The organism is Luteimonas kalidii (genome assembly GCF_029887935.1).
GTDB classification, from domain to species: Bacteria; Pseudomonadota; Gammaproteobacteria; order Xanthomonadales; family Xanthomonadaceae; genus Luteimonas; species Luteimonas kalidii.
Window position 1 is genome coordinate 86,955 of record NZ_JARXRO010000001.1, and the last position, 25,887, is coordinate 112,841.

Annotated in this window: 15 protein-coding genes; 9 read left to right on the forward strand and 6 right to left on the reverse strand. The window is 73.9% G+C overall.

What is annotated here, in order from left to right:
* Positions 1-14: 14 nt before the first annotated feature.
* Positions 15-2,222, forward strand: coding sequence for a prolyl oligopeptidase family serine peptidase (locus QFW81_RS00370; RefSeq protein ID WP_280576563.1), 2,208 nt, complete (start codon positions 15-17; stop codon positions 2,220-2,222).
* Between the two features lie 51 nt (positions 2,223-2,273).
* On the opposite strand, the gene QFW81_RS00375 is transcribed toward QFW81_RS00370, so the two are convergent.
* Positions 2,274-2,873: an FMN-binding negative transcriptional regulator gene (locus QFW81_RS00375; RefSeq protein WP_280576564.1), complete on the reverse strand. Its 600-nt coding sequence runs from the start codon at positions 2,871-2,873 to the stop codon at positions 2,274-2,276.
* Positions 2,870-3,832, reverse strand: a complete 963-nt coding sequence (locus tag QFW81_RS00380; RefSeq protein ID WP_280576565.1) for an alpha/beta hydrolase fold domain-containing protein — start codon at positions 3,830-3,832, stop codon at positions 2,870-2,872. The genes QFW81_RS00375 and QFW81_RS00380 overlap by 4 nt, the downstream gene beginning before the upstream one ends.
* Positions 3,833-4,005: 173 nt before the next feature.
* Here QFW81_RS00380 and QFW81_RS00385 point away from each other — a divergent pair, with 173 nt between their 5' ends.
* The 3 genes from QFW81_RS00385 (at position 4,006) to QFW81_RS00395 (ending at position 9,286) form a co-directional block, all read left to right on the forward strand.
* Positions 4,006-4,764 carry an AraC family transcriptional regulator gene (locus QFW81_RS00385; RefSeq protein WP_280576566.1) on the forward strand — a complete coding sequence of 253 codons (759 nt, stop codon included), beginning with the start codon at positions 4,006-4,008 and terminating at the stop codon, positions 4,762-4,764.
* Positions 4,765-5,084: 320 nt separating this feature from the next.
* On the forward strand, positions 5,085-7,619 hold the full coding sequence (locus tag QFW81_RS00390; RefSeq protein ID WP_280576567.1) for a winged helix-turn-helix domain-containing protein: 2,535 nt from the start codon (positions 5,085-5,087) through the stop codon (positions 7,617-7,619).
* Positions 7,620-7,753: 134 nt separating this feature from the next.
* Positions 7,754-9,286, forward strand: a complete 1,533-nt coding sequence (locus QFW81_RS00395) for a hypothetical protein (RefSeq protein ID WP_280576568.1) — start codon at positions 7,754-7,756, stop codon at positions 9,284-9,286.
* Between the two features lie 289 nt (positions 9,287-9,575).
* On the opposite strand, the gene zapE is transcribed toward QFW81_RS00395, so the two are convergent.
* The gene (zapE, locus tag QFW81_RS00400) at positions 9,576-10,736 is read right to left on the reverse strand and encodes a cell division protein ZapE (protein ID WP_280576569.1); all 1,161 of its coding nucleotides are present in this window, start codon (positions 10,734-10,736) and stop codon (positions 9,576-9,578) included.
* A complete protein-coding gene (locus QFW81_RS00405) occupies positions 10,729-11,403 on the reverse strand; it encodes an alpha/beta hydrolase (RefSeq protein ID WP_280576570.1) in 675 nt (224 codons plus the stop codon). Before QFW81_RS00405 ends, zapE begins: the two co-directional genes overlap by 8 nt.
* 342 nt (positions 11,404-11,745) lie before the next feature.
* On the opposite strand from QFW81_RS00405, the gene QFW81_RS00410 reads away from it, so the two are divergent.
* Positions 11,746-12,135: a MerC domain-containing protein gene (locus tag QFW81_RS00410; protein WP_280576571.1), complete on the forward strand. Its 390-nt coding sequence runs from the start codon at positions 11,746-11,748 to the stop codon at positions 12,133-12,135.
* Between the two features lie 164 nt (positions 12,136-12,299).
* Here the strand turns inward: QFW81_RS00410 and QFW81_RS00415 are convergent, their stop codons facing one another.
* A complete protein-coding gene (locus QFW81_RS00415) occupies positions 12,300-14,045 on the reverse strand; it encodes an ExeM/NucH family extracellular endonuclease (protein ID WP_425603942.1) in 1,746 nt (581 codons plus the stop codon).
* A gap of 105 nt (positions 14,046-14,150) precedes the next feature.
* Complete coding sequence (locus QFW81_RS00420; RefSeq protein ID WP_280576573.1) at positions 14,151-14,666, reverse strand: c-type cytochrome; 516 nt, start codon at positions 14,664-14,666, stop codon at positions 14,151-14,153.
* A gap of 163 nt (positions 14,667-14,829) precedes the next feature.
* On the opposite strand from QFW81_RS00420, the gene recC reads away from it, so the two are divergent.
* Genes recC through QFW81_RS00440 form a run of 4 tightly spaced genes read left to right on the forward strand, consistent with a single transcriptional unit; the run spans position 14,830 to position 25,851 of the window.
* Positions 14,830-18,360 carry an exodeoxyribonuclease V subunit gamma gene (gene recC / locus QFW81_RS00425; protein ID WP_280576574.1) on the forward strand — a complete coding sequence of 1,177 codons (3,531 nt, stop codon included), beginning with the start codon at positions 14,830-14,832 and terminating at the stop codon, positions 18,358-18,360.
* Complete coding sequence (locus QFW81_RS00430) at positions 18,357-22,280, forward strand: UvrD-helicase domain-containing protein (protein ID WP_425603940.1); 3,924 nt, start codon at positions 18,357-18,359, stop codon at positions 22,278-22,280. Before recC ends, QFW81_RS00430 begins: the two co-directional genes overlap by 4 nt.
* On the forward strand, positions 22,277-24,439 hold the full coding sequence (recD, locus tag QFW81_RS00435) for an exodeoxyribonuclease V subunit alpha (RefSeq protein ID WP_280576575.1): 2,163 nt from the start codon (positions 22,277-22,279) through the stop codon (positions 24,437-24,439). The genes QFW81_RS00430 and recD overlap by 4 nt, the downstream gene beginning before the upstream one ends.
* Entirely contained in the window at positions 24,436-25,851 is a 1,416-nt protein-coding gene (locus QFW81_RS00440) for an MFS transporter (protein ID WP_280576576.1), read from the forward strand. Before recD ends, QFW81_RS00440 begins: the two co-directional genes overlap by 4 nt.
* Positions 25,852-25,887 lie beyond the last annotated feature (36 nt).

A 25,887-nucleotide genomic window follows, 5' to 3' on the forward strand; every position in this document is an offset into this window, starting at 1 on the left:
GAACACGCCACGCCATGACGACCCGCCGCAGCTTCCTGGCCGCCGCCGGCGCCGGCCTCGCCACGCTGGCGCTGCCGGCGCGGCGTGCGCTGGCGGCCGCCGCGCGCTGGCCGATACCGCCGCAGCACGCGCGCATCGCCACCGAGGTCGGCCGCTTCGGCCATCGCCGCATCGACGGGTTCGCATGGTTCCGCCCGAAGGACTGGCTGGCGGTGCTGCGCGATCCGACTGCGCTGGATGCGCCGATCCGCGCCGCGGTGGAGGCGGAGAATGCCTACGCCGACGCGATGCTCGCGCCGACCGCGTCGCTGCAGGCGGCGCTGGCCGCGCGCATCGCCGCGCTCGAGCCGCTGGAGGCCGCGACGCTCGAGGTTCCGTCCGGCGGCCACCTCTACTACACGCGGCGCGCGCCCGGGATCGAGTACGCCACCTGGCTGCGGCGGCCGGTGGACGGCGGCAAGGAGCAGATGCTGCTGGACCCGGCGCGCGAGGCCGACGGCGGCGGGTACTACGCCCTGCACTGGAGCGATCCCGTGCGCAGCGGCGACGGCCGCCTGTTCGCCTGGGCCGAGGACCGTGTCGGCTCCGGCCAGTACACTGTCCGCGTGCGCGAGATCGACAGCGGCCGCCTGGTCGCCGAGGTGCCCGACGCCTACGGCACCTTCGCGCTGTCGCCCGATGGCCGCTGGCTGTACTGGGTGGGGCGCGATGCGGTCGGCCGCGCGGCCAGCATCCACCGCCGCGACCTGCACAGCGGCCGCGACACCCTGCTGTACGAGGAGCCCGATGCCGGCTTCTTCCTGCTCATGCGCACCACGGCGTCGGGCCGCTACGTGGTGATGCGCAGCTACAACGGCGCCCGGTCGGAGGTGCGGCTGGTGCCGATGGACGCGCCGGAATCGGCGCCGGTGCTGGTCGAACCGCGCGCGCCCGGGCTCAACTACGACGTCGACGACTGGAACGGGCGCCTGCTGATCCTCACCGACGCCGGCGATGCGCCGGATTTCCACCTGATGCAGGCCGACATCGACGCGCCCGGCCAGGCGCACTGGCGCGAGCTGGTGCCGCACCGCCCGGGCAGGCTGATCACCGCGGTGCATCCGTTCCGCGATGCGCTGGTGCGCGAGGAATGGCACGAGGCGCAGCATCGCCTGGTGCGGATGGCGCGCGACGGCAGCGAGCACACCATCGCCTTCGACGAACCGGCCTACGCCCTGCGCGTGCCCGCGGCGCAGGACTGGAACGCCGATGCGCTGGTGTTCGGCTACCAGTCGCCGCGGCTGCCCGAATCGGCCTGCCGGCTGGTGCTCGACGACGACCGGCTCGTGGTCGCCGACCCGCCGTCGGTGCCCGGCTACGATCCTTCACGCTACGAGGTGCGCAGGCTGTCGGCGCCCGCGGCCGACGGCGCGCAGGTGCCGGTGACGGTGCTGATGCGACGCGGCCAGGTGCTCGACGGCAGCAGTCCGCTGCTGCTCTACGCCTACGGCTCGTATGGCGCGTCGGTCGAGGCGCGCTTCCAGCCCTCGAACACCGCGCTGGTCGACCAGGGCTGGATCCACGCGATCGCGCACGTGCGCGGTGGCGCCGAGAAGGGCACGGCGTGGTGGCGGTCGGTGCTCACGCGCCACAAGCGGACCAGCTTCACCGACTTCATCGCCTGCGCGCAGCATCTGGTCGCCGAAGGCTGTTCGGCGCCGGGCCGGATCGTGGTGCGCGGCATGTCGGCCGGCGGGCTGCTGGCCGGCGCGGTGTTCGCGATGCGCCCGGAGCTGTGGGGCGGGGTGATCGCCGAGGTGCCGTTCGTCGACCCGCTCAACACCATGGAGCACTTCGACACCCATCCGCTCGGGACCGGCGCGCTGCCGATCTGGGGCGATCCGCGCGTGCCCGAAGACCATGCCGCGATACAGGCCTGGTCGCCGTACGAACAACTGGGGTCGGCGGCGTATCCGGCGCTGCTCGCCACCGGAGCGGTCGCCGACGAGCGCGTGGCGTTCTACGAGCCGCTCAAGTTCGTGGCCAAAGCGCGCGCCCTGACCACTGGCGACCAGCCGCTGATGGTGCGCATCGCGATGGCGGCGGGCCATTCCGGCGACAGCGGCGCCAGCGCGGCGCGGGCGCAGGAGGCGAGGCTGTACGCGTTCGCGATGTGGGCCGCGGGGCGCCGCTGGGGCGCGGTGCCGCAGCGACCGGACGACGCGGCGGCGGATGACGCCTAGGCGGGGACCGGGTGCGCCGACGGGCGCGCATCCAACCGTGCGCGGCGGTACTCAGTCCTGCGGACGCTGTCGACGCATCCACTCGGTCAGGATTACGTCCGGGTGTCCGGCGAGGATCTCCGCGAGGCTGTCGGGGCTTTCGTCCTGACCCAGCTTGAAAGTGGCGTGCACGTGTTCGACGTGGGCGCGGAAGGCGATGATGTGGGTCTTCAGCTGCGCGTACCGCGGGCCCATGCGGTCGACCGTCCAGGGATCGGGCTGCCCGGCTTCGAGATGGGCCGCCAGCTGCCGCAGCGCGGCATCGGTCTCGTCGGGCACGAACTCCACCCGGGTCGTGAACCGCGCCACGGCGTAGTTCCAGGTCGGGCCCCAGTCGGGTTTCGACACCAGTCGCGGCGGCACGTAGGCCTGCGGCCCCTGGAACAGCACCAGCGCCTGCGGCGCCGCGTCCAGCGCGGCGTGCAGCGGATTGCGCCGGGCCATGTGGCCGAACAGGGCGCTGATGCGCCCGTCGCCGTCGCACTCGGCCAGCAGCGGCAGCGGCGTCGGCGCCGGGTCGCCGCCGCGGGCGATTACCCAGGCCAGGGGGCAGGCGCGCACCAGGGCCAGCACGTCGGACGGGTCGCGCGGCTGGAACGGATCGTCACTCATCGCGCCATGATCCCGCGCAGCCAGGCGGCGGCCTCGTCCAGCGCGCGGTCGGCGAGCGGCGAGACCGGCACAGCCTCGAGGAAGCTGTGGGTCGCGCCGCGGTACTCGCGCATCTCCACCTGCACGCCGTGGCGGCGCAACGCGGCGGCCATGGCGCGGTTGCCGTCGGCGAGGATGTCGCATTCGGGAATCGCGACGAAGGCCGGCGGCAGCCCATGCAGGTCGGCGAGCAACGGCATCACCAGCGGGTCGCGCCGCTGCGCGTCGTGGTCCAGGTAGTTGTGCCAGAAGCCCTGCATCTCCGCCGCCTCGAGCATGTAGCGCGGACCATCGTATCGGGTCCACGACGCACTGGCCGCGTCGCTGTACACGCCGTAGTTCAGCAGCATCGCCGACAGCGGGCGCTGGCCGGCGCCGCGCAGCCGCAGCTGGCTGGCCACCGCGAGGTTGGCGCCGGCCGAATCGCCGCCGATCGCCGCGCGCTCCGGATCCAGCCCGTGCGCCGCGCCATGCGTGCGCAGCCAGTCGATCGCGGCCACGGTTTCGTCGAGCGCACGCGGGTACTTCGCCTCCGGCGACAGGCTGTAGTCGACCGCCAGCACCGCCACGCCGGCGCGCGCGGCGTATTCGCGCATCAGCCGGTCGTGGGTCTCCAGACCGAACAGGGTCCAGCCGCCGCCGTGCACGTACACCAGGACCGGCAGCGGAACCGTATCCGCCGGACGCAGGATGCGCAGGCGCACGCCGTCCGCCTGCAGGTCCTCGCGCGCGGCCATGGCGGGGCCGCCACTTCCCCACTGCTCGCGCACGCGCGCGGTGATGCGACGTACCTCGTCCAGCGGCAGCGAGGCCAGCGGCGGGAACGCCGCGTAGCCCTCGGCCATGCGCTGCATGAAGCGGCGGATGCCGGGTTCGACATCGTCGCGATCGTGCGGGCGTCCTGCTGGCGGCGTCGTCATGGTTCCTCCCTGGCGGCGCTACCTTAGCGCCGCGATCCCGGGGCGGGCCCCGGGCGCAGGTCGCAGACTCTCGTGGTCGGGCCATGCTGGCCGGCAGGGGCGCGGATGCGGTTGCGCGCGGGGGGCGATTGCGCTGTGATCGATGGGAGCCATTCGCATCCATCACTGGCCGCATGAAGCACAGCGACGACATTCCGCTCGCGGCCCGCCCGGTGATGGGCCTGGAGGACGAGTACCCGGCCGGGTTCGTCGACCCGACCCATTGCCATGCGCGGGCGCAGTTCCTGTACGCGTCCTCCGGCGTGATGTCGGTGGTGACGCCGCGCGCGAGCTTCGTGATCCCGCCGCAGCGCGCGCTGTGGCTGCCGGCCGGGATGATGCACGAGGTGTCGTGCCGCGGCGCGGTGTCGCTGCGCACCCTGTACGTGGATCCGGTGCGCGACACCGACCCGGGCAGCTGCCGGGTGCTGGAAGTGTCGGACTTCCTCAAGGCGCTGGTGCTGGAGGTGGTGAAGTTCCCCGCCGAGTACGACCTCGACGGGCGCGAGGGACGCATCGCCTGGCTGCTGCTCGACGAGATCGGACGCATGCCCGGCGCGCCCTACCACGTGCCGATGCCGGCCGACCCGCGCCTGGCCCGCGTCTGCCAGGCGGTGATCGCCAATCCCGCCGATGCGCGCGACATCGATGCCTGGTCCTCGCAGATCGGCATGAGCCGGCGCACGTTCACGCGCGCGTTCCGCCAGGAGCTGGGCATGGGCTTCGCGCTGTGGCGGCAGCAGGCGCGGCTGATGCAGGCGGTGTCGCTGCTGGCGGCGGGCCGGTCGATCACCTCGGTCGCCTTCGATGTCGGCTACGAAAGCCCGAGCGCCTTCACCGCGATGTTCCATCGCGCCTTCGGCGAACCGCCCAGCGCGTACCTCGCGCGCTGACTTCGCTCCCGCCAGAACCGGTCAGCGCCGGTGCCCGTCAGGCCGGCGTGCCATCGCAGGCAGTGCTTCGGGATCGGGTCGGCCGGCGTGCAGGCTTCGCGGATCCGGACGCGCGGTCGGACGCGGATCCCGGATGCGCCCTGCGGGCTGATCCGGTCACGCGTCCGGGCGATGCGGCGGGATCCCTGCGTAGCCCGGGTAAGGCGAAGCCGCACCCGGGGTGGAGCGCGACGGGCGGCGCCTGTCCTTCACCGCGTGGCCGTGGCACGGCCGGGTCTGTCATCCTTGGGTCGTACCTCCCGTGATGCGCGCTGTCCTTCTTGCCTTCCACCCCCGACCTGCCTCCGTCCGGCGTCCGCTTCGGCGCGTTCGAACTCGACCTCGCGCGGCGTGAACTGCGCCGCGATGGCGCGCCGGTGGACATGCCGGTGCGGGTGTTCGAATGCCTGGAATGCCTGGTCCTGCACAGGGACCGCGCCGTCGGCCGGGACGAGCTGCTGCAGGCGGTGTTCCACCGCACCGACGTCAGCGACGGCCAGCTGGCGCAGGTGGTGCTGCGTGCGCGGCGCTGCGTCGACGACGACGGACACACCCAGCACACGATCGGCACCGTGCCGCGCTTCGGCTTCCGCTGGATGGCCGCGACCCGCGTGCTCGACGGCGGGCCGGACGCGATGGGCCGGTCGCAGTACGCACGGGAAGACGCGCCCGTGCCACGGGGCGCAATCCAGCGCGACCCTCGGCCGGACCAGGCCGACGGCGCACGAACGCCGCACGCCGCGCCGGCGTCGACGGGCCTGCCGCGGAGCGGGCCGGACGACAGCGCCGTCTCGCAAGCAGACACCCGGATCGATCCCGGGCCGGACGACGCACGCGGCGCACTGGATCCCGGCACCGCGCCAGCGGCGAAGGCGCGCCAGATGCAGTGGGCACGTCGCCCACGACCGATCGCCGCCATCGTGGCCGCGGTGGCGCTGGGCCTGTTGGTGGCGTCGGTGGTGGCGTGGCGTCTGCGGCCGACCGCGACCGGGGCGGAGGTTGCCGCGACCCCGGTCGATGGCGCCGTCACGCTGGTCCTGCCGCTGGAGATCGGGGACGGCGACGACATCGCCTGGGCAAGGCTGGGCCTGATGGACTACATCGCCGATCGCATGCGCACCGCCGGGCTGTCGGTGCCGCCCAGCGAAAGCACGCTGTCGCTGCTGGGCCAGGGGGAGGCCGCACCGGACGCTCGCGCCCTGCGTGGCAAAGTCCCCGCGGCGACCCTGGTGACCGGGCGCGTCGCGCGCGCCGGCGACGGCTGGCGCCTGCGGCTCGAAGCCGAAGGCGCCGATGGCGTGCGGTTCGAGGCCGGGGCCGAGGCCGTCGACCTGCTGTCCGCGGCGGCCCTGGCGAGCGACCGCCTGCTGGCGGCGCTGGGGCATGCCGCGCCGGCCGGCGGTGACGGCATCGGGCTGGCGCTGGAGGAGCGGCTGCAGCGCGTGCGCGCGGCATTCCTGGCCAACGAACTGGACACCGCGCGCCGCATCCTCGAAGACGCCCCGCCCTCGCAGCTGTCGCAGCCGCAGCTGCGTTTCCGGCTGGCCCAGGTCGACTACCGTGCCGGCAGGCTCGACGCGGCCGAGCGCGCCATCGACACGCTGCTGGCCGACCCGGAGGCCGCGCGCGATCCGCTGTTCCGCGCGCGCCTGCTCGCCTACCGCGGCGGCGCCAGGATCCGCCGCAACGCCCTGCACGAGGCCGAGCGCGACTTCGACCAGGCGACCGCCGCCCTGGCCGGCCGCGAGGGCGATCTCGAGCACGGCAGCGTGCTGATGGGACGCGGGGTGGCGCGCGCCGCGCTCGGGCGCGAGGACGCGGCGATCGCCGATTTCGGCGCCGCCCGGACCCGGCTGCAGCGCGCCGGCGACCGCCTCGCCGTGGCGCGGGTCGATGCCAACCTGGGCGCGCTGGAACTCGGGCGCGGCCGCCCGGCGCAGGCGCTGGAGTACCTGGGCAGCGCGCTCGCGGTGTTCGAAGGCTCGACCGCGATGAACGAGCTGCAGGTCACGCGCTCGGCGATGTCAGCCGCGCACCTGTCGCGGCTGGATGCCGCCGCCGCGCTGGCGGTCAGCGACCAGGTGCAGGCGCTGCTGCCGCGGACCCCGGATCCGGCCCTGCGGCTGGCGGCCGCGCTCGACCGCGCCAACGCCCTGATCGCGCTCGGCCGCCTGACCGAGGCGCGACAGGTGCTCGGATCGCCGGACATCGCCGCCCGCAGCACGCCCCCGTACGAACACCGCCGCGCGCAGACCCGGATCGAGCTCGCCTGGCGCAGCGGCGAGCCTGCCGCCGCCGTGGCGATCGCCGACGCCATCCTCGCCGACTGGACCCGCACGCCCGGCGACGCCCTGTACGACCACATCCGCCTGCGCCGCGCCCAGGCCGCGCGCGCGGCCGATGTTCCGCCGGTGTCCGCGTCGTCGGTCGACACGCAGGAACGTCCCACCCCGGCCCTGCTGCTGGCGTTCGCGGTCGAGCGCGGCGAGGCCGCCGACGCCGAAGCCGGCCTGCGCGCCGCGCTCGCCGCCGCCGAGGCCCGCGGCGCGCCGGCGGAGATCGTCGAGGTGGTGGCCGTGCATGCGCCCTGGCTGCTGCGTCGCGGCCGGGTGTCCGACGCCGCCGCCCTGGTCGGACGGGTCGCGCCGTGGCTCGACCGCTGCCACGACTGCGCCGTGCTGCAGCTGCAGCTCGCCCGGGCGCTCGGCGACGACGCGCTGGCCGCGGAGGCGCGTCGCGCGGCCGAACGTCTCGCCGGCGAGCGCAGCCTGCCGCCCGTCGACGCCGCGCTGCCGCCGGCCGTCAGCGGCCAGTAATGCACCTGTCATCGATCGCGAATGCGCGGCGGCCGGCGCCGGAAGCACCATCCAGCGGTTCCGCGCGTCGCGCCGGCGCTGCCCCCGCGGTACCGGCCGAGCCCCTGTCACTCCCAACCGAGGAGATCCTGCCGATGCCCCGACCCTCACTGCTTGGCCTGGCCTGCGCCGCCGCGCTCGCCGCCGGCCCGTCCCTGGCCGCGATCCCGGTCGTGACCGACCTGGGTGCCGACAATTACGTCCAGTCCGTGTCCGCCGACGGCGCCGTGGTCGTGGGGGTGCAGGTGCGCTTCGACGTGGATCCCGCCGGGAACGGCGTCACCCGCTGGACCGAGGCCGGTGGCACCCGGCTCATCGGCGGCCTCGCCAGCGGGCGCCCGGATGTCTCGGCCGACGGCGGCACCATCGGCGCCACGGTCCAGGCCGACCGCCCGATCGCGGCCTTCTGGACCGAGGCCGGCGGCTGGAAGACGCTCGCCGAGCAGAACATGATCCCGCCGCTGCCGGGCTGGGAGACCCACGTCAATGCGATCTCGGCCAACGGCGCGCGGCTGGCGGGCTACACCGTGCCGAGCCCGGTCGACTACTACCAGTACCGCAGCTTCAGCTACAACCCCGACGATGCCGTCGACCGCTGGGTCGACTTCGGCTGGGCGGAACTGCCGATGCTGCGCAAGGGCACCTATTCCGAGGCCACCGACACCTCGGACGACGGCCTGGTCCAGGTCGGCATCTCCACCACCGGCTTCAGCAGCGCCTACCACGCGATCATCTGGGAGCAGGGCGACGTGCGCCAGCTCGTCGACGGCAGCGGCACGGCCTTGGACGCCGGCATGCTGCGCTGCAATGCCGACTGCTCCGTCATCGCCGGTGGCGGCGGCGGCTACAGCGGCGTGCAGCCGGTGCTGGCCTGGCGCTACCTGCGCAGCGAACGCGGCGACCGGGTGTGCCACTTCAATCCGCACCAGGGTGTGAACCGCACCGCGTTGCGCTACCAGGCCTACGCCACCAGCGCGTCGGGCAACGTCATCGCGGGCAGCTACTACTACGACGACGTGCCGCCCGGCGGCGGCTGGGCCCGCAACGTGGCCAAGGGGTTCCTGTGGATCGGCACCGAGACCGGCGGCACGATGCACGACCTGCAGACCTACCTGCGCGGCCAGGGCCAGCGCGCGCTCGACGACTGGCCCGAGGTGGAGGCTACCGGCATGTCCCCCGATGGCCGCTACCTGGTCGGCTGGGGGATCGACGCCAGCGAGACCGTGCGCGGCTGGCGCATCGACTTCGGCGCGACGCCGCGGGCGACCGGACCCCGCGCGGACTACACCTCGTGCCCGCCGCGGACCAAGCCGCCGCGCACGCAGGCGCTCGCGGCCACGGATGCGCCGGCGCGCGACCAGGCGCGCTTCGTGGACCAGCCCTCGGGCGAGTTCGGCACCGGCCGCGGCCAGCGCTACTTCGTCGAGCCGCATGGCGCGCGCCTGCTCGGCGGCGCGCGTCGCGACCGGCTGCAGGAACTGCTGCCGCTCGGCGGCGGGCGCTACCTCGACCGCAGCAGCGGCATGCTGATCGGCTTCACCCGCGACCGCGACGGCATGGTCACCGGCCTGCACGCGCGCCTCGGCACGGCGGGCGCCGGCCTGCGCCTGCCGCGCAAGCCCGACTGAACGTCGCTCCCCGCGTGCGGCAACCCGCGCGGGTCGCCGTGCGGCCGTCCCCGCATGACAGGGCGGAGCCAGCGTAGCCCGGGTAAGGCGAAGCCGCACCCGGGTCGCCGCGCGAGGGGCAGGCCCGGGTGCGCGCCGCGTCCGAGCGTCGCTCCCCGGCGTGCGTGGACCGGCGCGGGTCGCCGTGAGGCCGCCCCCGCATGACAGGGCGGAGCCTGCGTAGCCCGGGCAAGGCGAAGCCGCACCCGGGTCGACCCGCACGGGTCGGACGACGCGCGTCGCGCTGGCGCTACGCGCCCAGGTGCCCGCTGGCCAGGTAGTCCTCGCCCTGCATCTCGATCAGGCGCGAGGCGGTGCGCTCGAACGCGGCCGCGATGCGCTCGCCGGCATACAGCGCCGGCGGAGCCGCGTCGGCGGTGCAGACCAGGTTGACGTGGCGGTCGTAGAGTTCGTCGACCAGGTTCACGAACCGGCGCGCGGCGTCGTTGCGGGTGTCGTCGAGCACCGGAATGCCGCCCAGCAGCACGGTATGGAACTCGCGCGCGATCTCGATGTAGTCGCTGGTGCCGCGCGGGCCCTCGCACAGCGCGTCGAAGTCGAACCAGGCCATGTCCTGGCAGCGTGCGCGCACGGCGATGCGGCGGCCGTCGATCTCGATCCCGGCCTCGCGGTGCGCATCGTCGCCGCCCAGCTCGCGCCAGCGCGCGTCCAGCCAGGCGTCGGACTCCGCGTCCAGCGGCGTGCGGTACACCGGCGAACGGGTCAGCGCGCGCAGCCGGTAGTCGGTGCCGCTGTCCAGGTGCACCACCTCGCAGTGGCGCTGGATCAGCTCGATCGCCGGCAGGAAGCGCGCGCGCTGCAGGCCGCCGGCATACAGGTCCACCGGATCGACGTTGGAGGTGGTCACCAGCACGATGCCCTCGGCGAACATGCGCTCGAGCAGGCGCGCCAGCAGCATCGCATCGCCGATGTCGCTGACGAAGAACTCGTCCAGCACCAGCACCCGGATCTGCGTGCGCCAGCGCTGCACGATCGCCGCCAGCGGATCGCGCTCGCCGGCGTGTTCGCGCAGCTGCGCGTGCACCCGGCGCATGAAGCGGTGGAAGTGGGTGCGGCGCTTGCCAGGCACGTCCGTGGCGCCGGCACCGGTGGCGAGCGCCTCGCCGCGCACGTCGGGCAGCGGCAGGCCGGCATGGAACAGGTCGACCAGGAAGGTCTTGCCGCGGCCGACGCCGCCCCACACGTACAGGCCCTCCGGCGCGGCCGGCGGCTCGTTGCCGAGCAGCCGGCCGAACAGGCCCGCTCGCGGTGCGGGCCGGGCCAGCGCGTCGTGCAGGCGGTCCAGCGCGGCCAGCGCGCCATGCTGGGCGGGATCGTCCTGCCACTCGCCGCGTTCGATCCCCGCGCGGTAGCGTTGCGACGGCGTCGCCGTCCCGTCGGCCTCAGCCATCCGCGGCAGGCAGGTAGGCGCGCACCCCGTGCTTGATCGCACCGCGCAGGTCGATCAGCTTGCGGTGGAAGAAGTGGCTGGTGTCGGGCATGCGCACCAGTTCGGCCTGGGCGCCGCTGCGCTCGAGCCAGTCATACACGGCCTGCGGGTCGACGATCTCGTCGGCCTCGCCCTGGATCACCAGCCAGGGCATGGTCGGCAGCTCGATGTCGTCGAACTCCCAGCGCCCGGCCGGCGGCGCGATCGACAGCAGCAGCGCCGGCTGCAGCGATGCGGCCGCCCGCAGCGACACGTAGGCGCCGAAGCTGAAGCCGGCCAGCCACAGCGCGGCGTCCGGCCGCTGCGCGCGGACCCAGTCGGCCACCGCGCGCAGGTCCTCGACCTCGCCCGCGCCCTCGTCGAAGGCGCCCTCGGACTTCCCGGTGCCGCGGAAGTTGAAGCGCACCGTGGTCGCGCCCAGCTCGCGCAGGCTGCGCGCGGCCATCGTCACCACCTTGTTGTGCATGGTCCCGCCCTCGGTCGGCAGCGGGTGGCACACGATCGCCACCAGCGGCAGCGCCGCCACGTCGGCATCGGGCAGGTCGACCATCACTTCGAGCGCGCCCGCCGGCCCGGGCAGGCGCAGGCTCGCGGCGTCGGTGGGGAAGTCGGGCAGGGCGGCAGGCATGCGGACATGATAGCGGTGGCCCCGCGACGGACCCGTGGCGACACGCCGCGCCCGCCGTGCACGGCCGCGCGCCACGCCACTAGACGGCCATCAGGTGTCCTCCACGCCCGGGAGCACCACGAACTCCATGCCTACGGGCCCGGCCGCGAGCCGAGGCCGCAGCGATCACGGGGTCGCCTTGAGCTGCGCATGGCGGCGGGTGATGGAGCGGGACCGCGCCCGCCTTGAGATCCGGCTCGAAATGCGGGGACACAGCAGTCGCGTCCCAAGGGCGCGCGGGCGCGGCCGGCACGGCTTGACAGCTCGCGTAGTGTTATCAAGTAACACTCTCCGGTGAGCCCCATGCCTTCGAATTCCCTCGACGCGACCCTCGACGCCTCCGCCATCGGCCTGTCGGGCCTGTGCCTGGTCCACTGCCTGCTGTTGCCGGTGGCGGCGGCCCTGCTGCCTGCGCTGGCGTTCGTGGGCGAGGCGGAATGGCTGCACCTCGCCTTCGTCGCCGTCGCGCTGCCGCTGGCGGGACTGGCCCTGGTGCGCGCGCACCGGCGCCGGCCGCTGCCGCCGGCGCTGTTCGGGCTGGCCGCGGCCGGCCTGTCTGGCCTGGGGGCGGGCGCGCTGGGCTGGCCGACGCATGCGCTCGAGACGCCGCTCACGGTGGGCGGCAGTCTGGCGCTGGCCAGCGCGCACCTGTGGAACTGGCGCCGGCGCCCGCACGCGCGCTGCGCCGGGTAGCGGATCGCCACGGGGCAGGCGTCTTGCGATAACGATGCCGGTGGCTGTCCGCGGCCGGTACCACGCTCCACGGATGCCCCTGGGCGCCGGAAGCGACATCCGTCCGGCGGAGCCGGGCCGACGGGCGCGGCGGCGAGCGAGGCCGATGACGGACCGTGCCGTCCCTAGAATCCGAATCCGAGCAGCAGCGGATCGTGGTCGGAACTGCGCCACGGCCCGGGGTCGCGTCCGTTGCCGTCGCGTTCGCCGACGTTCGCGGGCTCGTCGGCGTTGCTGTGCCACTCGGCCGCGCCCGCCAGCCCTCGTGCCAGCGCCGGGCTGAGCAGGGCGTGGTCGAGCCGCCCGGCGAGGCCGTCGTAGACGAAGCTGTAGGGCGCCTCGACGCCGGCCTCGGCCATGGCGTCGCGCCAGCCGCGATCGCGCAGGTGGCGCACCGGGTCTTCCTGCGCGTAGGCGTTCAGGTCGCCGACGATGGCCACCAGATCGCTGCCCGATCCGGTCGGATCCGTCTCCAGCCAGTCCGCCAGCCGGCGCGCGGACTCCAGCCGCAGCGGATTCCAGCACGCCTGGCCATCGCCCTGGTCGCGCTCGGCGCCGCTGGCCTCGCGGCAGCCCTTGGACTTGAAGTGGTTGGCCACGACCACGAACGCCGGCCCGGCGTCGCGCCCGCCCGCCATCGGCACGAAGGCCTGCGCCAGCGGGGCCCGGCTGCGGCCGTCGAACGGACCCTCGGCCAACGTAGCCGGTGCGCCCAGCGGCCGCAGCCGCCCGGTGCGATAGACCAGGCCGACCCGGATCGCATCGCTCCCCGGCCCCTGTCCCGCATCGACGAAGGCCCAGTCGCCGCCGCCGGCGTTGAGCGCATCGACCAGCTGCGCCAGGCTCGAATCCGGTCCGTAGCCGTCGTTCTCCAGCTCCATCAGTGCCGCCACGTGCGGGTCCAGTGCCTGGATCGTGGCCACCAGCCGCCCCAGCTGGGCCTGCAGCTGGGCCGGCGTGCGCGCGCCACGTTCGGTCGGGAAGCCGCCGCCGCGGCCGTCGCCGTTGAACAGGTTGCGCAGGTTGAACGCCGCCAGGCGCACATTGCCCGGCACCGTGGGCGCGTCCGGACGCGGTGCCGGCGCAATCGCCGGGACGGCGGTCAGCTGCAGCCGCACCTGGCCCCAGCGCTGGTCGACGATGCCTTGCGCGCCGGTGACCACGCTGCCCGAACGCGGCGCCGGTCGGCCATCCAGGTACCAGACCGTGCGCGGGTCCTCCATCGCCATCGCGTCGTCGAGCAGCAGTTGGCGGCGGGCGTTGTCGGCCGCCACGCGTCCGGCGGCGGGCCCGGGCGGCGCGACCTCGGTCGGGGTGAACGGGCGATCGCCGAAGCTGGCGTGCAGCACGCCGCGCCGGGCCAGCTCGTGCTGGCCGTCGAGGGTCAGCGGCGCATCGATGCGCACCGACATCCCTTCGAGCCGTTCCCAGTCCGCGGGCGGCGCGTCCAGCACCACCGGCGCGACCTCGCCACGACCGACCACCTCGATCGCTGCGGCCTCGAGCGTGGTCAGGCTGCCGCGCGTGCGCTGGCCGTGTTCGATCACCCGCCCGCGGGCGCGGACCCGGTCGCCGGCGCGCAGTTCGGGTTTTGCATCGGAGACCACGAACAGCCCGTCGGAGGTCGCCGGATCGCCGTCGCCGGCATCCTGGACGAACCAGCCGCCGAGGTGGCGGCCGAAATTGCCGGTGACCACGCCCTCGATCGTGACCTCGCGGTCGAGCAACGGGCTGATGTCGCCGTCGCCCTGTACGGTCCCGATCGCGACCACACCCTCGGGCACGTGCGCGGCGGCGGGATCGACGCCCGGTGTTTCGCATCCACCCAGGAACGCCGCGGCCAGCAGCAGCGTGATCGGGCGCACGGGCAGCCGTGTGCGAAGGCGGGAGGGGGTCATGCAGGGGATCCGTCCGGGGCGCGGAGACGACAACGCCGCCCGGAGGCGGCGTCGCATGGAACGCAGCGGGCGGCCAGCTTACTGCAGGTTGTCGACCATCCAGTCGACCGTCGCCTGCACCTGCTCGTCGGTCAGCGCGGGATTGCCGCCCTTGGCCGGCATCACGCCGGCGCTGCCGGTAAAGCCTTCGATCGAATGCCGGTACAGCGTTTCGGTGCCCTGGGCGATGCGCGCGCTCCAGGCCGCCGCAGTCAGCGTCGGAGCGCCGCCGGCGCCGGAGGTGTGGCAGCCCGAGCACAGGTTCTGGTAGATGACCGAGCCATCCAGGGTGCCGCCGTAGGCGACCTGCGATGCGGCGGCGGCCGCGGCGGCGGCGGTCGCCGCGGCCTGCGCGGCGGCGCCGGTGCTGCCGGCATACACCGCGCCGACCGGCGCGATCCGGTTCTCGGTGCGCTTGGCGGCGGACGGGTCCACCTCGGGCGGCAGGGTGCCATGCAGGAGCGCGGCGCCCACGATCAGGCCCAGCGTCACCAGCACCAGGAAGCCGATCACCAGCGAGAAGCGCTTGAGGAACTCGAGGTCGTAATTGCGCACGAAAACACCCTTGGCACGCGGCCGACGGAGCCGCAGCTAGCGCGGAAGTATAAACACCAAACTCCGCCGCACCCACCCTGGGGGCGGCCATGCGGGCCGGCCGGCACGGGAGCGCGGGCGGCGTATCGGGGCCTGCGACCGGTTCCTGCACAATGCCTGCGGCATGCGCCCCGACGCCCCGACCGACTTCCGCCTCTACCACTCCAATGCGCTGGATGTGCTGGCGGCGCTGCTGGCCGACGAGCTGCGTCGGCCGGTCCCGGGGCAGGGTCTGCTGGAACCGGACGTGGTGCTGATCCCGCAGGTCGCGTTGCGCCGCTGGCTGCAGGCCACGCTGGCGCAGGCGCATGGCGTGTCGGCCAACCTCGAGTTCCTCACCCCGGGCGAATTCGTGCAGCGCGCGCTGGACGCCAATGTGCCCGGCAGGGGCGAGGATCTCGACGCCGCCGCGCTGCGCTGGCGCATCCACGCCGCACTGGCCGATCCGGCGCTGCTGCGCGAGCGCGCGCTGCAGCCGCTGCGCGCCTACCTCGACGGCGCGCCCGATCCGCTCAAGGCCTGGTCGCTGTCGGGCGAGCTCGCGCAGGCGTTCGAGAAGTACAAGGCGTGGCGCCGCGAGTGGCTGCTGGCCTGGGAGGCGGGCGATGCGCCGCGCGACCCGCAGGCCGCGCTGTGGCGGCGCGTGGCCGGCGGCACGCAGCATCGCGCCCGCCGCATCGATACCTACCTGCGCGGTTTCGCCGCACCCGATGCGCCGCTGCCGTCGGGCCTGCCGAAGCGGCTGTTCGCCTTCGCCATCCTCAACGTTTCGCCCGACGTGCTGCGCGTGATCGCCACCCAGGCGCGCGTGGGCACCCTGCACCTGTACGTGCCCTCGCCCAGCCGCGACTACTGGGGCGATCTGCAGGCGCTGCGCGACCCGCACGCTGTCGACGACCCCGCACTCGCCCGCGACAACCCCCTGCTGCAGGCCTGGGGTGCGGCCGGGCGCGATTTCATGGCGGTGCTGGGCGGCTACGAGGTGGTGCATCCGGACCTCGAGATCCGCGGCGATGCCGATCCGGGCGAACCACCGGGTCCGGAGTCGCGTGTCGCGCAGACTCCCGCCGATCGCGACGATCCCGCGGGGAAAGTCGATCCTGTCACAGGGTTCGATCCCGGCCTGTTGCGCCGCCTGCAGTCGGACCTGTTCCACCGACGCGCCGCGCCGGGCTTCCCGCTGCGCGAGGCCGTCGACACGGGCGATCCCAGCCTGCAGGTCCACGCCTGCCACACCCGGCTGCGCGAACTGCAGGTGCTGCATGACCAGCTGCGCGCGCTGTTCGAGGACCCGCGCTTCGACCCGCCGCTGCAGCCGCGCGAGGTCGCGGTGCTGGCGCCGGACATCGATCCGTATCTTCCCTACCTCGACGCCGTGTTCGGCGGCCGCGGCCGCAGCGACGCCGGCTTCAACCAGGCGATTCCCTACGCGGTCGCCGACGCCAGCCCGCTGGCCGGCGAGCCGCTGGCCGACGTGTTCCTGCGCCTGCTGGCGCTGCCCGTGGCGCGCTTCGGCCTGATTGAGACGCTCGACCTGCTCGCCAGCCCGCCGCTTGCCGAGGCGGCGCAGCTCGATGCCGCCGCCTTCGACCGCCTGCATGCCTGGCTGCACGCCGCCGGCGCGCGCTGGGGACTCGATGCCGCGCACCGCGCGCGCCTGGAGGCCCCTGCCGACGACGCCTACACCTGGGCCTTCGCGCTCGACCGCCTGCTGCTCGGCCACGCCACCGGCAGCGATGCGCCCATCGCCACCGCCAGCGGCCAGCTGGTCGCGCCGATGCCGGAGCTCGAAGGCAGCGCGCTCGATGCGCTCGACACCCTGGTGCGCCTGCTGCGCGTGCTCGCGCGCCACGCCAGCGTGCTGGACGAAGCGCTGACGCCCGAGGGCTGGCGCGAACGCCTGCTCGGCCTGCTCGACGCGCTGCTGACGCGTCCGCCGGCATCGCCCAGCACGCGCCGCGCGCTCGACCGCCTGCGCAGCCTGATCGACACCTTCGCAAGCGACGCCCGCCGCGCCGGCGTCGACACGCCGGTGCCGGCCGAGATCGTGCGCGCGCATTTCGCCGCCGCGCTGTCTGAAGCCGACACGCGCGCCCCGCTGCTCACCGGCGGCGTCAGCATCGCGCGCATGGTGCCGATGCGGCTGCTGCCGTTCCGCGCGATCTGCCTGCTGGGCATGGACGACGGCGCCTTCCCGCGTCGCGATCCGGCCGGCGGCCTCGACCGCCTCGCCACCGACGTCGCCGCCGGCCGGCGCATGCGCGGCGACCGCTCCACCCGCGACGACGACCGCTTCCTGTTCCTGCAGCTGTTCGCCGCCGCGCAGGACGTGTTCTACGTCAGCTACCAGGGCGCGGACCCGCGCGACGGCAGCGTGCGCGAACCGTCGGTGCTGGTCGCCGACCTGCTGGCCGCCGCCGATGCGCAGCACGCAGCGGACGCGAAGGCGGGCGAGGCGCTGGTGGTGCGGCATCCGCTGCAGCCGTTCGCACCGGCCGCGTTCGGCGGCTTTGATGAGCCGCGGCGCTTCTCCTACAGCGCGCAGTGGTGGCCCGCAGCCGCGCAGCCGACGGCGAGGCGCGTGCCGCTGCCGGCGTGGTTCGATGGCGAGGTGCTGCCTGCGCTGGAAGATGGCGAGGCCGCGGGTGCTGTCGGTGCCGACGGTTCCGGAATCAAAGGCGCAAGTGCGTCCGCCGGCGCAGCGACCTATCCGGTCACGCTCACACTCGACGAACTGCGCCGCTTCCTGCAGGCGCCGGCCGACGTCTTCCTGCGCCAGCGCCTCGGCCTGCGGCTGGCCGAAGTCGAACAGATCGACGAGGACGTCGAACCGCTGCTGGCCCCGGGCCGCGGCATCGCGCGCCAGGTGCTGCAACAGGCGGTGTTCGACGCGGTGCTGCGCGGCGACGACGACGCCACCACCCACGCCCGGTTGCGCGCGCGCGGCCTGCTGCCGTCCGGACCGCTGGGCCGGCGCACGCTGCAGCAGATGCGCGCGCAGGTCGACCCGTACGCGCTGGCCTTCGGCGGCTGGCGCGGAGACGCGACCCCGGAATCCCATCGCCTGGAAGTTCCGCTCGAAGGCACGACCCTGCAGGGCCGCATCACCGACATTTACGACAAGGGCATCGTGCGCGTGCGCTTCGATCCGCCCGCCGGAAGGTCGGCGATCCGCAACGGCCTGGACTGGCTGCTGGCGAGCGCCGCCGGCCTGGCCAGGCCGCTGGTGGAATTCCACGAGGATCGAGAACGCGGTGCCGGTCCGCATGAGCGCGACCCGCTCGACCCCGAGCAGGCACGCGCGGTGCTGGGCATGCTCGTCGCCCTGCGCGAACGCGGTCTGCGCCAGCCGCTCCCGTTCGCCCCCTACAGCGGCTGGGAATTCTTCCGCGCCGACGACATGCGCAAGGGCCTCGAGGCCGCCGCGAGGAAGTGGCGCGGCAGCGACTTCAACTGGGGCGAGAGCAGCAGCGAAGCCCTGCGCCTGGCGCTGCGCGGCCGCGACCCTTTCAACGACGAAGTCACGCAGGTTGCCTTCATCGACCTCACGATGGGCATCTACCTGGCGGTGATGGAGGGCAAGCTCTACGCCGGCACCGACCCGACGGCATTGCACGCGATCGCCGATGCACTCGACCTGGAGGAGGCCGAATGAGCGCCGACGCCAGCGCCATGGCCGGCCCGGTGCGCGATGCGTATCTGGAACTCGCGCTCGACGGCGTGCACGCCATCGAGGCCTCCGCCGGCACCGGCAAGACCTACACCCTCGCCACCCTGGTGGTGCGCCTGGTGGTCGAGCGCGGCCTGCGCGTGGGCCAGGTGCTGGCCGTGACCTTCACCGAAGCGGCCACCCAGGAGCTGCGCAAGCGCATCCGCGAACGCCTGCTGCTGGCCTGCGTCCTCGTCGGCACCGCGCCCGCCGCCGACGATGCGGCCGAAGCCGCGCTCACCCGCGCCGTGCTCGACGCCCACCTCGCGCGCGGCGCGGAAACCGCCGAGGCGCTGCGTCGCCGCCTGCACGCCGCCGCGAACGACATCGACCTCGCCGCCATCTTCACCATCCACGGCTTCTGCGCCCGCGTGCTGCGCGAGCATGCGCTGGAAGCGGGGCAGGCCTTCGACGCGCCGGAACTGCTGACCAGCGATGTGCAGCTGTACCAGACCCTCGCGGCCGACCTGTGGCGCGCACACGGCGGCGATGCGGAAGCCGCCGACGACCTGCTCGCGCTGTGGCCCGGTGGTCCGCCGTCGCTGGCTGGGGACCTGCCGCTGCTGGTACGCGAACCCGCACTGCGCCCCGCGCTGAACGAGCTGCCCGACGATCCCGCGCCGCGCCTGCACGCCAGCGGCGAAGCGATGGCCGCAGCCTTCCGCGCGCATGGCGACGACTTCCGCGCCGCGCTGGTGGCCGCGGTCGACAGCAAGGTGCTGCACGCCGGCAGCTACAAGCTCGACTGGATCCACCCGCTGTGCGATGCGCTGCACCGGTGGTGCCACGCCAGCGAACGTGCGCTGCCATTCGAGCACCCCAAGCTGCCGCAGCTCACGCGCGAGACCCTGCAGCTGCGCACCAGCAAGGCCGGCGCCGGCCGCACGCCCGATTCCCCGATCTGCAACACCGTCCCCGCCTATCTCGACGCGCTCGCTGCGACGGCCGAATGGGAGGACGCGCGCCGGGTCGAACTGCTGCACCGGCTGCGCGATGATGCGCGCCAGCGCGTGACCCGCGCCAAGCGGCAGCAGCGCGTGCAGACCTACGACGACCTGATCGATCGCGTCGCCGACGCCATCGACGGCCCGCACGCCGCCGACCTCGTCCAGCGCCTGCGCGCGCAGTACACCGTGGCCCTTGTCGACGAGTTCCAGGACACCGACGCCCGCCAGTGGCGCATCTTCGACCACGTGTTCGGCGCCGCCAGCGCCGCATTGCACGGCCAGCCGCCGGCGTTGTTCGTGATCGGCGACCCGAAGCAGGCGATCTACGGCTTCCGTGGCGGCGACGTGGAGACCTATCTCGCCGCGCGCGATACGGCGGTGGAAGCGCCACCGCTGTCGAGCAACTTCCGCTCGCGTCCGTCCGTGCTGCGCGCCGTCTCGACGCTCTATGCGCAGGCCCAGGCGGCAGCGGACGCCGATACTTCCACCGATCCCGACAGGAAGATCCCGCCGCCCTTCATCGACCCGCGTATCGGCTTTCGCGACGTGCAACCTGGCGGCACGCGCCGCGACGACGACTTCCTGCGACACCGCGCACCAGCGCCCGCGCTCACCGTGTGGCGCGCGCCGCTGCCGGACGAAGTCGACAGCAAGGGCAGGTTGAAGCCGTGGAAAGCCGGGCACTCGCGCGAACTCGCAACCAAAGCCTGCGTCGCCGCCATCCACCGCGTGCTGTGCGATGCGCGCGACGGCAACGCCAGCATCGAAGGCCGCCCCGTGCAGCCGGGCGACATCGCCGTACTGGTGCGCTCGCATGCCGAGGCCACGCGCATCCGCCACGCGCTGGCGATGGCCGGCATCCCCGCCGTCGCCGCGGGCCGACAAAGCCTGTTCGCCACGCCCGAGGCGCGCGACCTGCACGCGCTGCTGCTCGCCCTGCTGCATGGCGCCGACGACGGCCGCCTGCGCATGGCGCTGTCCACCGTGCTGGTGGGCCTGGACGCCACCGCCATCGCCGCGCTCGACATCGATGGCGAAGCGCTGCGCCACTGGCAGCTCGAAGCGCTGGCCTGGCGCGAGCGCCTGCAGCGCGGCGGCCCGCTGGCGCTGGTCAACGCGCTGTGCGCGCAGCACGCCGGCCGCCTGCTCGGCCTGCTCGACGGCGAGCGCCGCCTCACCAACTACCTGCAGCTGGCCGAAGGGCTGCAGGATGCGCAGGCGCGCGCGCTGGGCCTGCACGGCCTGGTCGACTGGCTGGCGAACGCGATCGCCGATGCCAACGCCAACGATGAGAGCCAGCTGCTGCGGCTGGAGTCCGACGCCCGCCGCGTGCAGGTGGTGACCCTGCACAAGAGCAAGGGCCTGGAATACCCGCTGGTGTTCCTGCCCTTCGCCGCCATCGGCCCGCATGCGCGCAGCCCCGGCCAGCGCGCCGTGATCAACGAGGAAGGCGGCCGCGTGCTGCACTGGAAACTGCTGCCCAAAGCCTCCGGCTGGGACGCGGCGAAGGCGACGTGGACGCTCGCCCAGCGCGCGGAAGATGCACGCCTGCTCTATGTCGGCCTCACCCGCGCGCGCCACGCGCTGTGGCTGGCCAGCGGCCTGTTCTGCAACTTCGACAAGTCGCCGCTGCAGCACATGGTGGCGACGCCCGATGCGCTGCAGGCCGCGCTCGGCGATGCCGTCGCGATCGACGACAGCATTCCGCCGGACACGCTGCCGTGGCTGCCGCCTGCCACGACCGACGCCGTGCCACCGGCGCGCATCGCGCAGCGCGCGCTGGCCAGCGACTGGTGGGTCTATAGCTTCACCCAGCTCGCCAACGCGGACGGCCAGGAGGACACGGCGGCCAGCGCGACGCAGCCGGCGGCGGGCGGCTACGACGAGCCCGGGGGCGACGCCGACAGCGGCATGGACGTGGCGCTGCCTGCGTCCTTGGAGATGGGCGAGCGCGTCGACGCCGAGGTCAATCCGGCCCCCGGCGCCACCCTGGATGCGGTGTCGGGCGCCGGGGCAGGCGAGGGCAGGGAGGCCGACGTCGATGCAGCCGGTGGCGCCGAACGACGCGACATTCCGGCTCCGGTGCAAGCCGCCGCCGCCGCCTTCGACCCCCGCTTCGCCGGCACCCGCTTCGGCGTGGTGCTGCACGACGTGCTGGAACGCACCGACTTCGCGCGCTGGTCGGCATGGGCGCCGGGCACGCCCGCGCCCACCGACGAGGACGCCGCGCTGATCGCCGAACGCCTGCGCGCCGGCGGCTACCCCGCGGAAGACATCGACGACGGCATCGACATGCTCGTCCCGCTCATCGGCCACACCCTCACCGTGCCCCTGCCCGAAGGCGTGCGCCTGGCCGACGTGCCCGCCGACCGGCGCCGCCCCGAGATCGAATTCCAGTTCTCGCTCGCGCCCACGCGCATCGACGCGCTGCTCGCGCTGCTGCACCGCCACGACGTGCTCACCGCGCGCCAGGGCTTCGGCGCGCGCCGCCGGCTGGAGGGCCTGATGACCGGCCTGATCGACCTCACCTACGTGCACGGCGGCCGCTGGTACGTGCTCGATTACAAGTCCAATCGCCTGCCGGGCTACGGACCCGCGCAGCTGATGGATGCCATGGCGCACAGCGAGTACGACCTGCAGGCGCTGATCTACACCCTGGCCCTGCACCGCTGGCTGCGCTTCCGCCTCGGCGACGGCTACGACTACGCCCGCGACTTCGGTGGTGCGCGCTACGTGTTCTGCCGCGGCGTGAATGCCCGCAGCGACGACGGGCAGGGCGTCCATGCCTGGCGCTTCGAGCCCGAGCTGGTCGACGCACTCGACGCGCTGTTCGCCGGCGGCGTCGAGCCTCTCTCCCCGAGGGAGAGGGGTTGGGGCAAGGGTACGCCGGAGCCGCGCCAGGAACGGAGGCCGGCATGAACACCACGCTCCCGCTCTTCCCCGAAGGCCAGCCCATCGGCCCGGCTGACGCGGCCGCTGCCGCTGACACGCGCGAGGCGTCGCCATCCCCGCCATCGCGCCCCACCAGCCTCCTGCAGCAACTCGCCAAAGCCGGCACCTTGCGCACCCTCGACCACGCCCTGGCCCAGAGCCTGCGCCGCCTCGATCCCGACACGCCCGACATCGTCCTCGCCGCCGCCGCGCTCGCCTCGCTCGCCGTCGCTTCCGGCCACGCCGGCTTCGACCCCGCCGATCCCCAGCGCCTGGTCGATACGCCCATCGACTGGCCCACTCCGGACGCCTGGCGCGAAGCCCTGCGGAATTCCCGTTGGGTTGCGCTCCCGGAAACCGGCGACACCGAATCCACCCCCGACGCCCCGCTCGTCTACGAGCACGGCCTCGTCTACCTCCGCCGCTACCGCGAATACGAACGCCGCCTCGCCGCCGGCCTCCACCGCATCGGTGGTGGTTCTCTTCCCCCGTTCACGGGGGAAGATGCCCGAAGGGCAGAAGGGGGTACCCCCGAGTCACCGTCCGTCCCCCACACCTCAGCGCTCCCGGAAGAGGCCCAGGCTTTTTCTCTTCCCCTGCTTGCGGGGGAAGATGCCCGAAGGGCGGAAGGGGGCACCCCCGCGCACCCCACCGAAGACCTCCAGTCCCAGGCCATCACCGCCGCCCGGCACCATCCCCTCCTGCTCATCACCGGCGGCCCCGGTACCGGCAAGACCACCACCATCACCCGTCTCCTGCTGGCGCTCGTCGCCCAGGCCAGCGCCGCCGACGCTCCGCCGCCGCGCATCGCCCTGGCCGCGCCCACCGGCCGCGCCGCCGAACGCATGGCCGAAAGCGTGCGCCGCGCCGTGCACGCACTTGTGGCCGATGACGTCGATGCCGCCCTGATCGAACACCTGCCCACCGCCGGCACCACCCTGCACCGCCTGCTGGGCACCATCCCCGACTCGCCCGCCTTCCGCCACCACGCCGACAACCCGCTGCCGTTCGACGTGGTGGTGGTGGACGAAGCCTCGATGATCGACCTGCCGCTGATGGCCAAGCTGGTCGAAGCCGTGCCCGACGGCGCACGCCTGGTCCTGCTCGGCGACCCCGACCAGCTGCCCTCGGTGGAAGCCGGCGACGTGCTGGCCGGCATCCTCTGCGCCGCCGACCGCGCCAATGTCGGCCGCGTCATGGCGTCTGCCGCCGTGGCCGTCGACGCTCCCGCCGCCGACGCCGTCACCTCTCCCACCGGCGGAGGTCGCGCCGAAGGCGCGGGTGAGGATGCACTCCGTCCAGCCGCCTCCACCCCCACCTTCCCCGCCCGCCACATCCACCTCACCCGCAACTACCGCCAGAGCGCCGCCCTCGACCTCGCGCCCCTCGCCGCCGCCGTGCGCGAAGGAGACACCGCCACCGCCCTCGGCCTGCTCCGCGGCGGCCAGCTATCAGGCGTCCATTTCCATCCAGGCAACACCGACCCGCTGGCATCGCATCGCGACCACCTCCTCGCCCACTGGACCGCGCTCGCCGAATCCACCGACCCGGCCGAAGCCCTCGCCCGCGCCGGTGCACTGCGCATCCTCACCGCCGTGCGCGAAGGCCCGCAGGGCGCCCGCAGCCTCAACGCCCGCATCGAAGACCTGCTCGCCGGCACCCGCCGCGGCACCGGCCCCGCCTCCGCCGCCGGCCGGCATTTCCACGGCCGCCTGCTGCTCATCACCGAGAACAGCTATCGCCACCGCCTGTTCAACGGCGACATCGGCATCTGCCTGCGCAGCGAAGCAGGTCCCGTTCCGGGCAGCGAAGCGAGTCCCGCGGGGCGCGACGACAGCGGGACGCTGATGGCCTGGTTCCCCGGCGACGACCCGCAGCACCCGCGCCCCTTCCACCCCGCCGCACTGCCCGCGCACGACAGCGCCTTCGCGATGACCGTGCACAAGGCCCAGGGCAGCGAGTTCGACCAAGTGTGGCTGGTATTGCCGGAGCGCGACAACCGCGTGCTGACGCGCGAACTGGTCTACACCGGCATGACCCGTGCGCGCGGCCAGCTGCACGTGGTCGCCGGCGAGGCCGTGTTCCGCGCCGCGCTGTCGCGGCATGCCGGCCGCTGGTCGGGGCTGGGGTGGAGGCTGAAGGTTTGACGCCACCCGCTCCGCGCCCGGTCACCGGCTGGGCCGACCTGTTCGCCGAAGGCCGGTTGCCGCGCTTCGTGCTGATCTGCCTGGGCGTGTGGCTCAACGCCGCCGATGCACTGGTGGCTTCGACCATCATGCCCAGCGTGGGCGCCGACCTTGGCGGACACGCCTACTTCGGCTGGGCGACGGCCGCGTTCCTGTTCGGCGCGATCATCGCCGGTGCCAGCGCGGGCCGGCTGTCCGAACTGCTCGGCCTGCGTCGTGCCACGCTGCTGGGAGGCGCGGCCTTCGTCGGCGGCTGCCTGCTCGCGGCGCTCGCGCCCGACATGCATGCCTTCCTTGGCGGACGCCTGCTGCAGGGCGTGGGCAGCGGATGGCTGTCGGGCTTCGCGATGGTCGCCATCGCGATGCTGTTTCCGGAGCGGCACCTGGCGCGCGTGTTCGCCGCGGTCGCGGGCGTGTGGGGCGTGGCCACGCTGCTGGGGCCGCTGATCGGCGGCCTGTTCGCCCAGGCCGGGCAGTGGCGCGGCGTGTTCTGGTTCTTCGCGGCCCAGGGCGTGCTGTTCTGTATCGCGGTGCCGTGGCTGCTGGCGGGCACCGCGCCGGCGAGATCGGGCGCGCGCGTGCCCATGCGGCAGTTGCTGGTGCTCACCCTGGGCGTGGGCCTGGTCGCGCTGGCCAACCTCACCCCGACGCCGCTGTCCACCGCGGCGACGCTGCTGGCCGGCATGCTCGTGCTGGTGGGCGCGTTGCGCCTGGACGCGCGCGCGTCGGTGCGCCTGCTGCCGCACGACGCGGGCAAACCGGGCACGCCGGTCGGCGCCGGCTACCTCGCCATGTTCGCGCTGATGGCCGGCTCGATGGGGCTCACCGTGTACGCCCCGGTGCTGCTGCAGACGCTGCGCGGCATGTCGCCGCTGTCGGCCGGGTACGTGGTGGCGGCGCAGGCGATGTCGTGGACGCTCGCCGCGTTCGCCATCTCCGGTGTGTCGAGCGCCACCGGCGAGCGCCGCTGCATCCGCACGGGCGGCGCGCTGGTGGCGGCCGGGGTGGCGTTGCTGGTATTCACCATGCGCGATGCGCCGTTGGCATGGGTGGTGGCGGCCGCCGTCGTGATGGGGGTGGGCTTCGGCCTGTCGTCCAGCCTCAGCAACCGCCGCGTGCTGGGGCTGCTGCACGACGACGACCGCGCCATCGGCGCATCGGCCTTCATCGCCATGCGCCAGACCGGCGGCGCCGTGGGCGCGGCGGTCGCGGGCGCGGCCGCCAACGCGGTCGGCTTCGGCGCCGCACCGGGCGTCGCCACCGCGCAGATGGCGGCGGTCTGGGTGATGGCCACGGGCGTGCCGTTCGCCTGCGTCGGTGCGTGGGCGGCGTGGCGACTGACGCGTCCGGCCATCGGCCAGACGGGCGACTGAGCGGCCCAAAAACGGGCGTGCGCCGCTCGCGCAAGG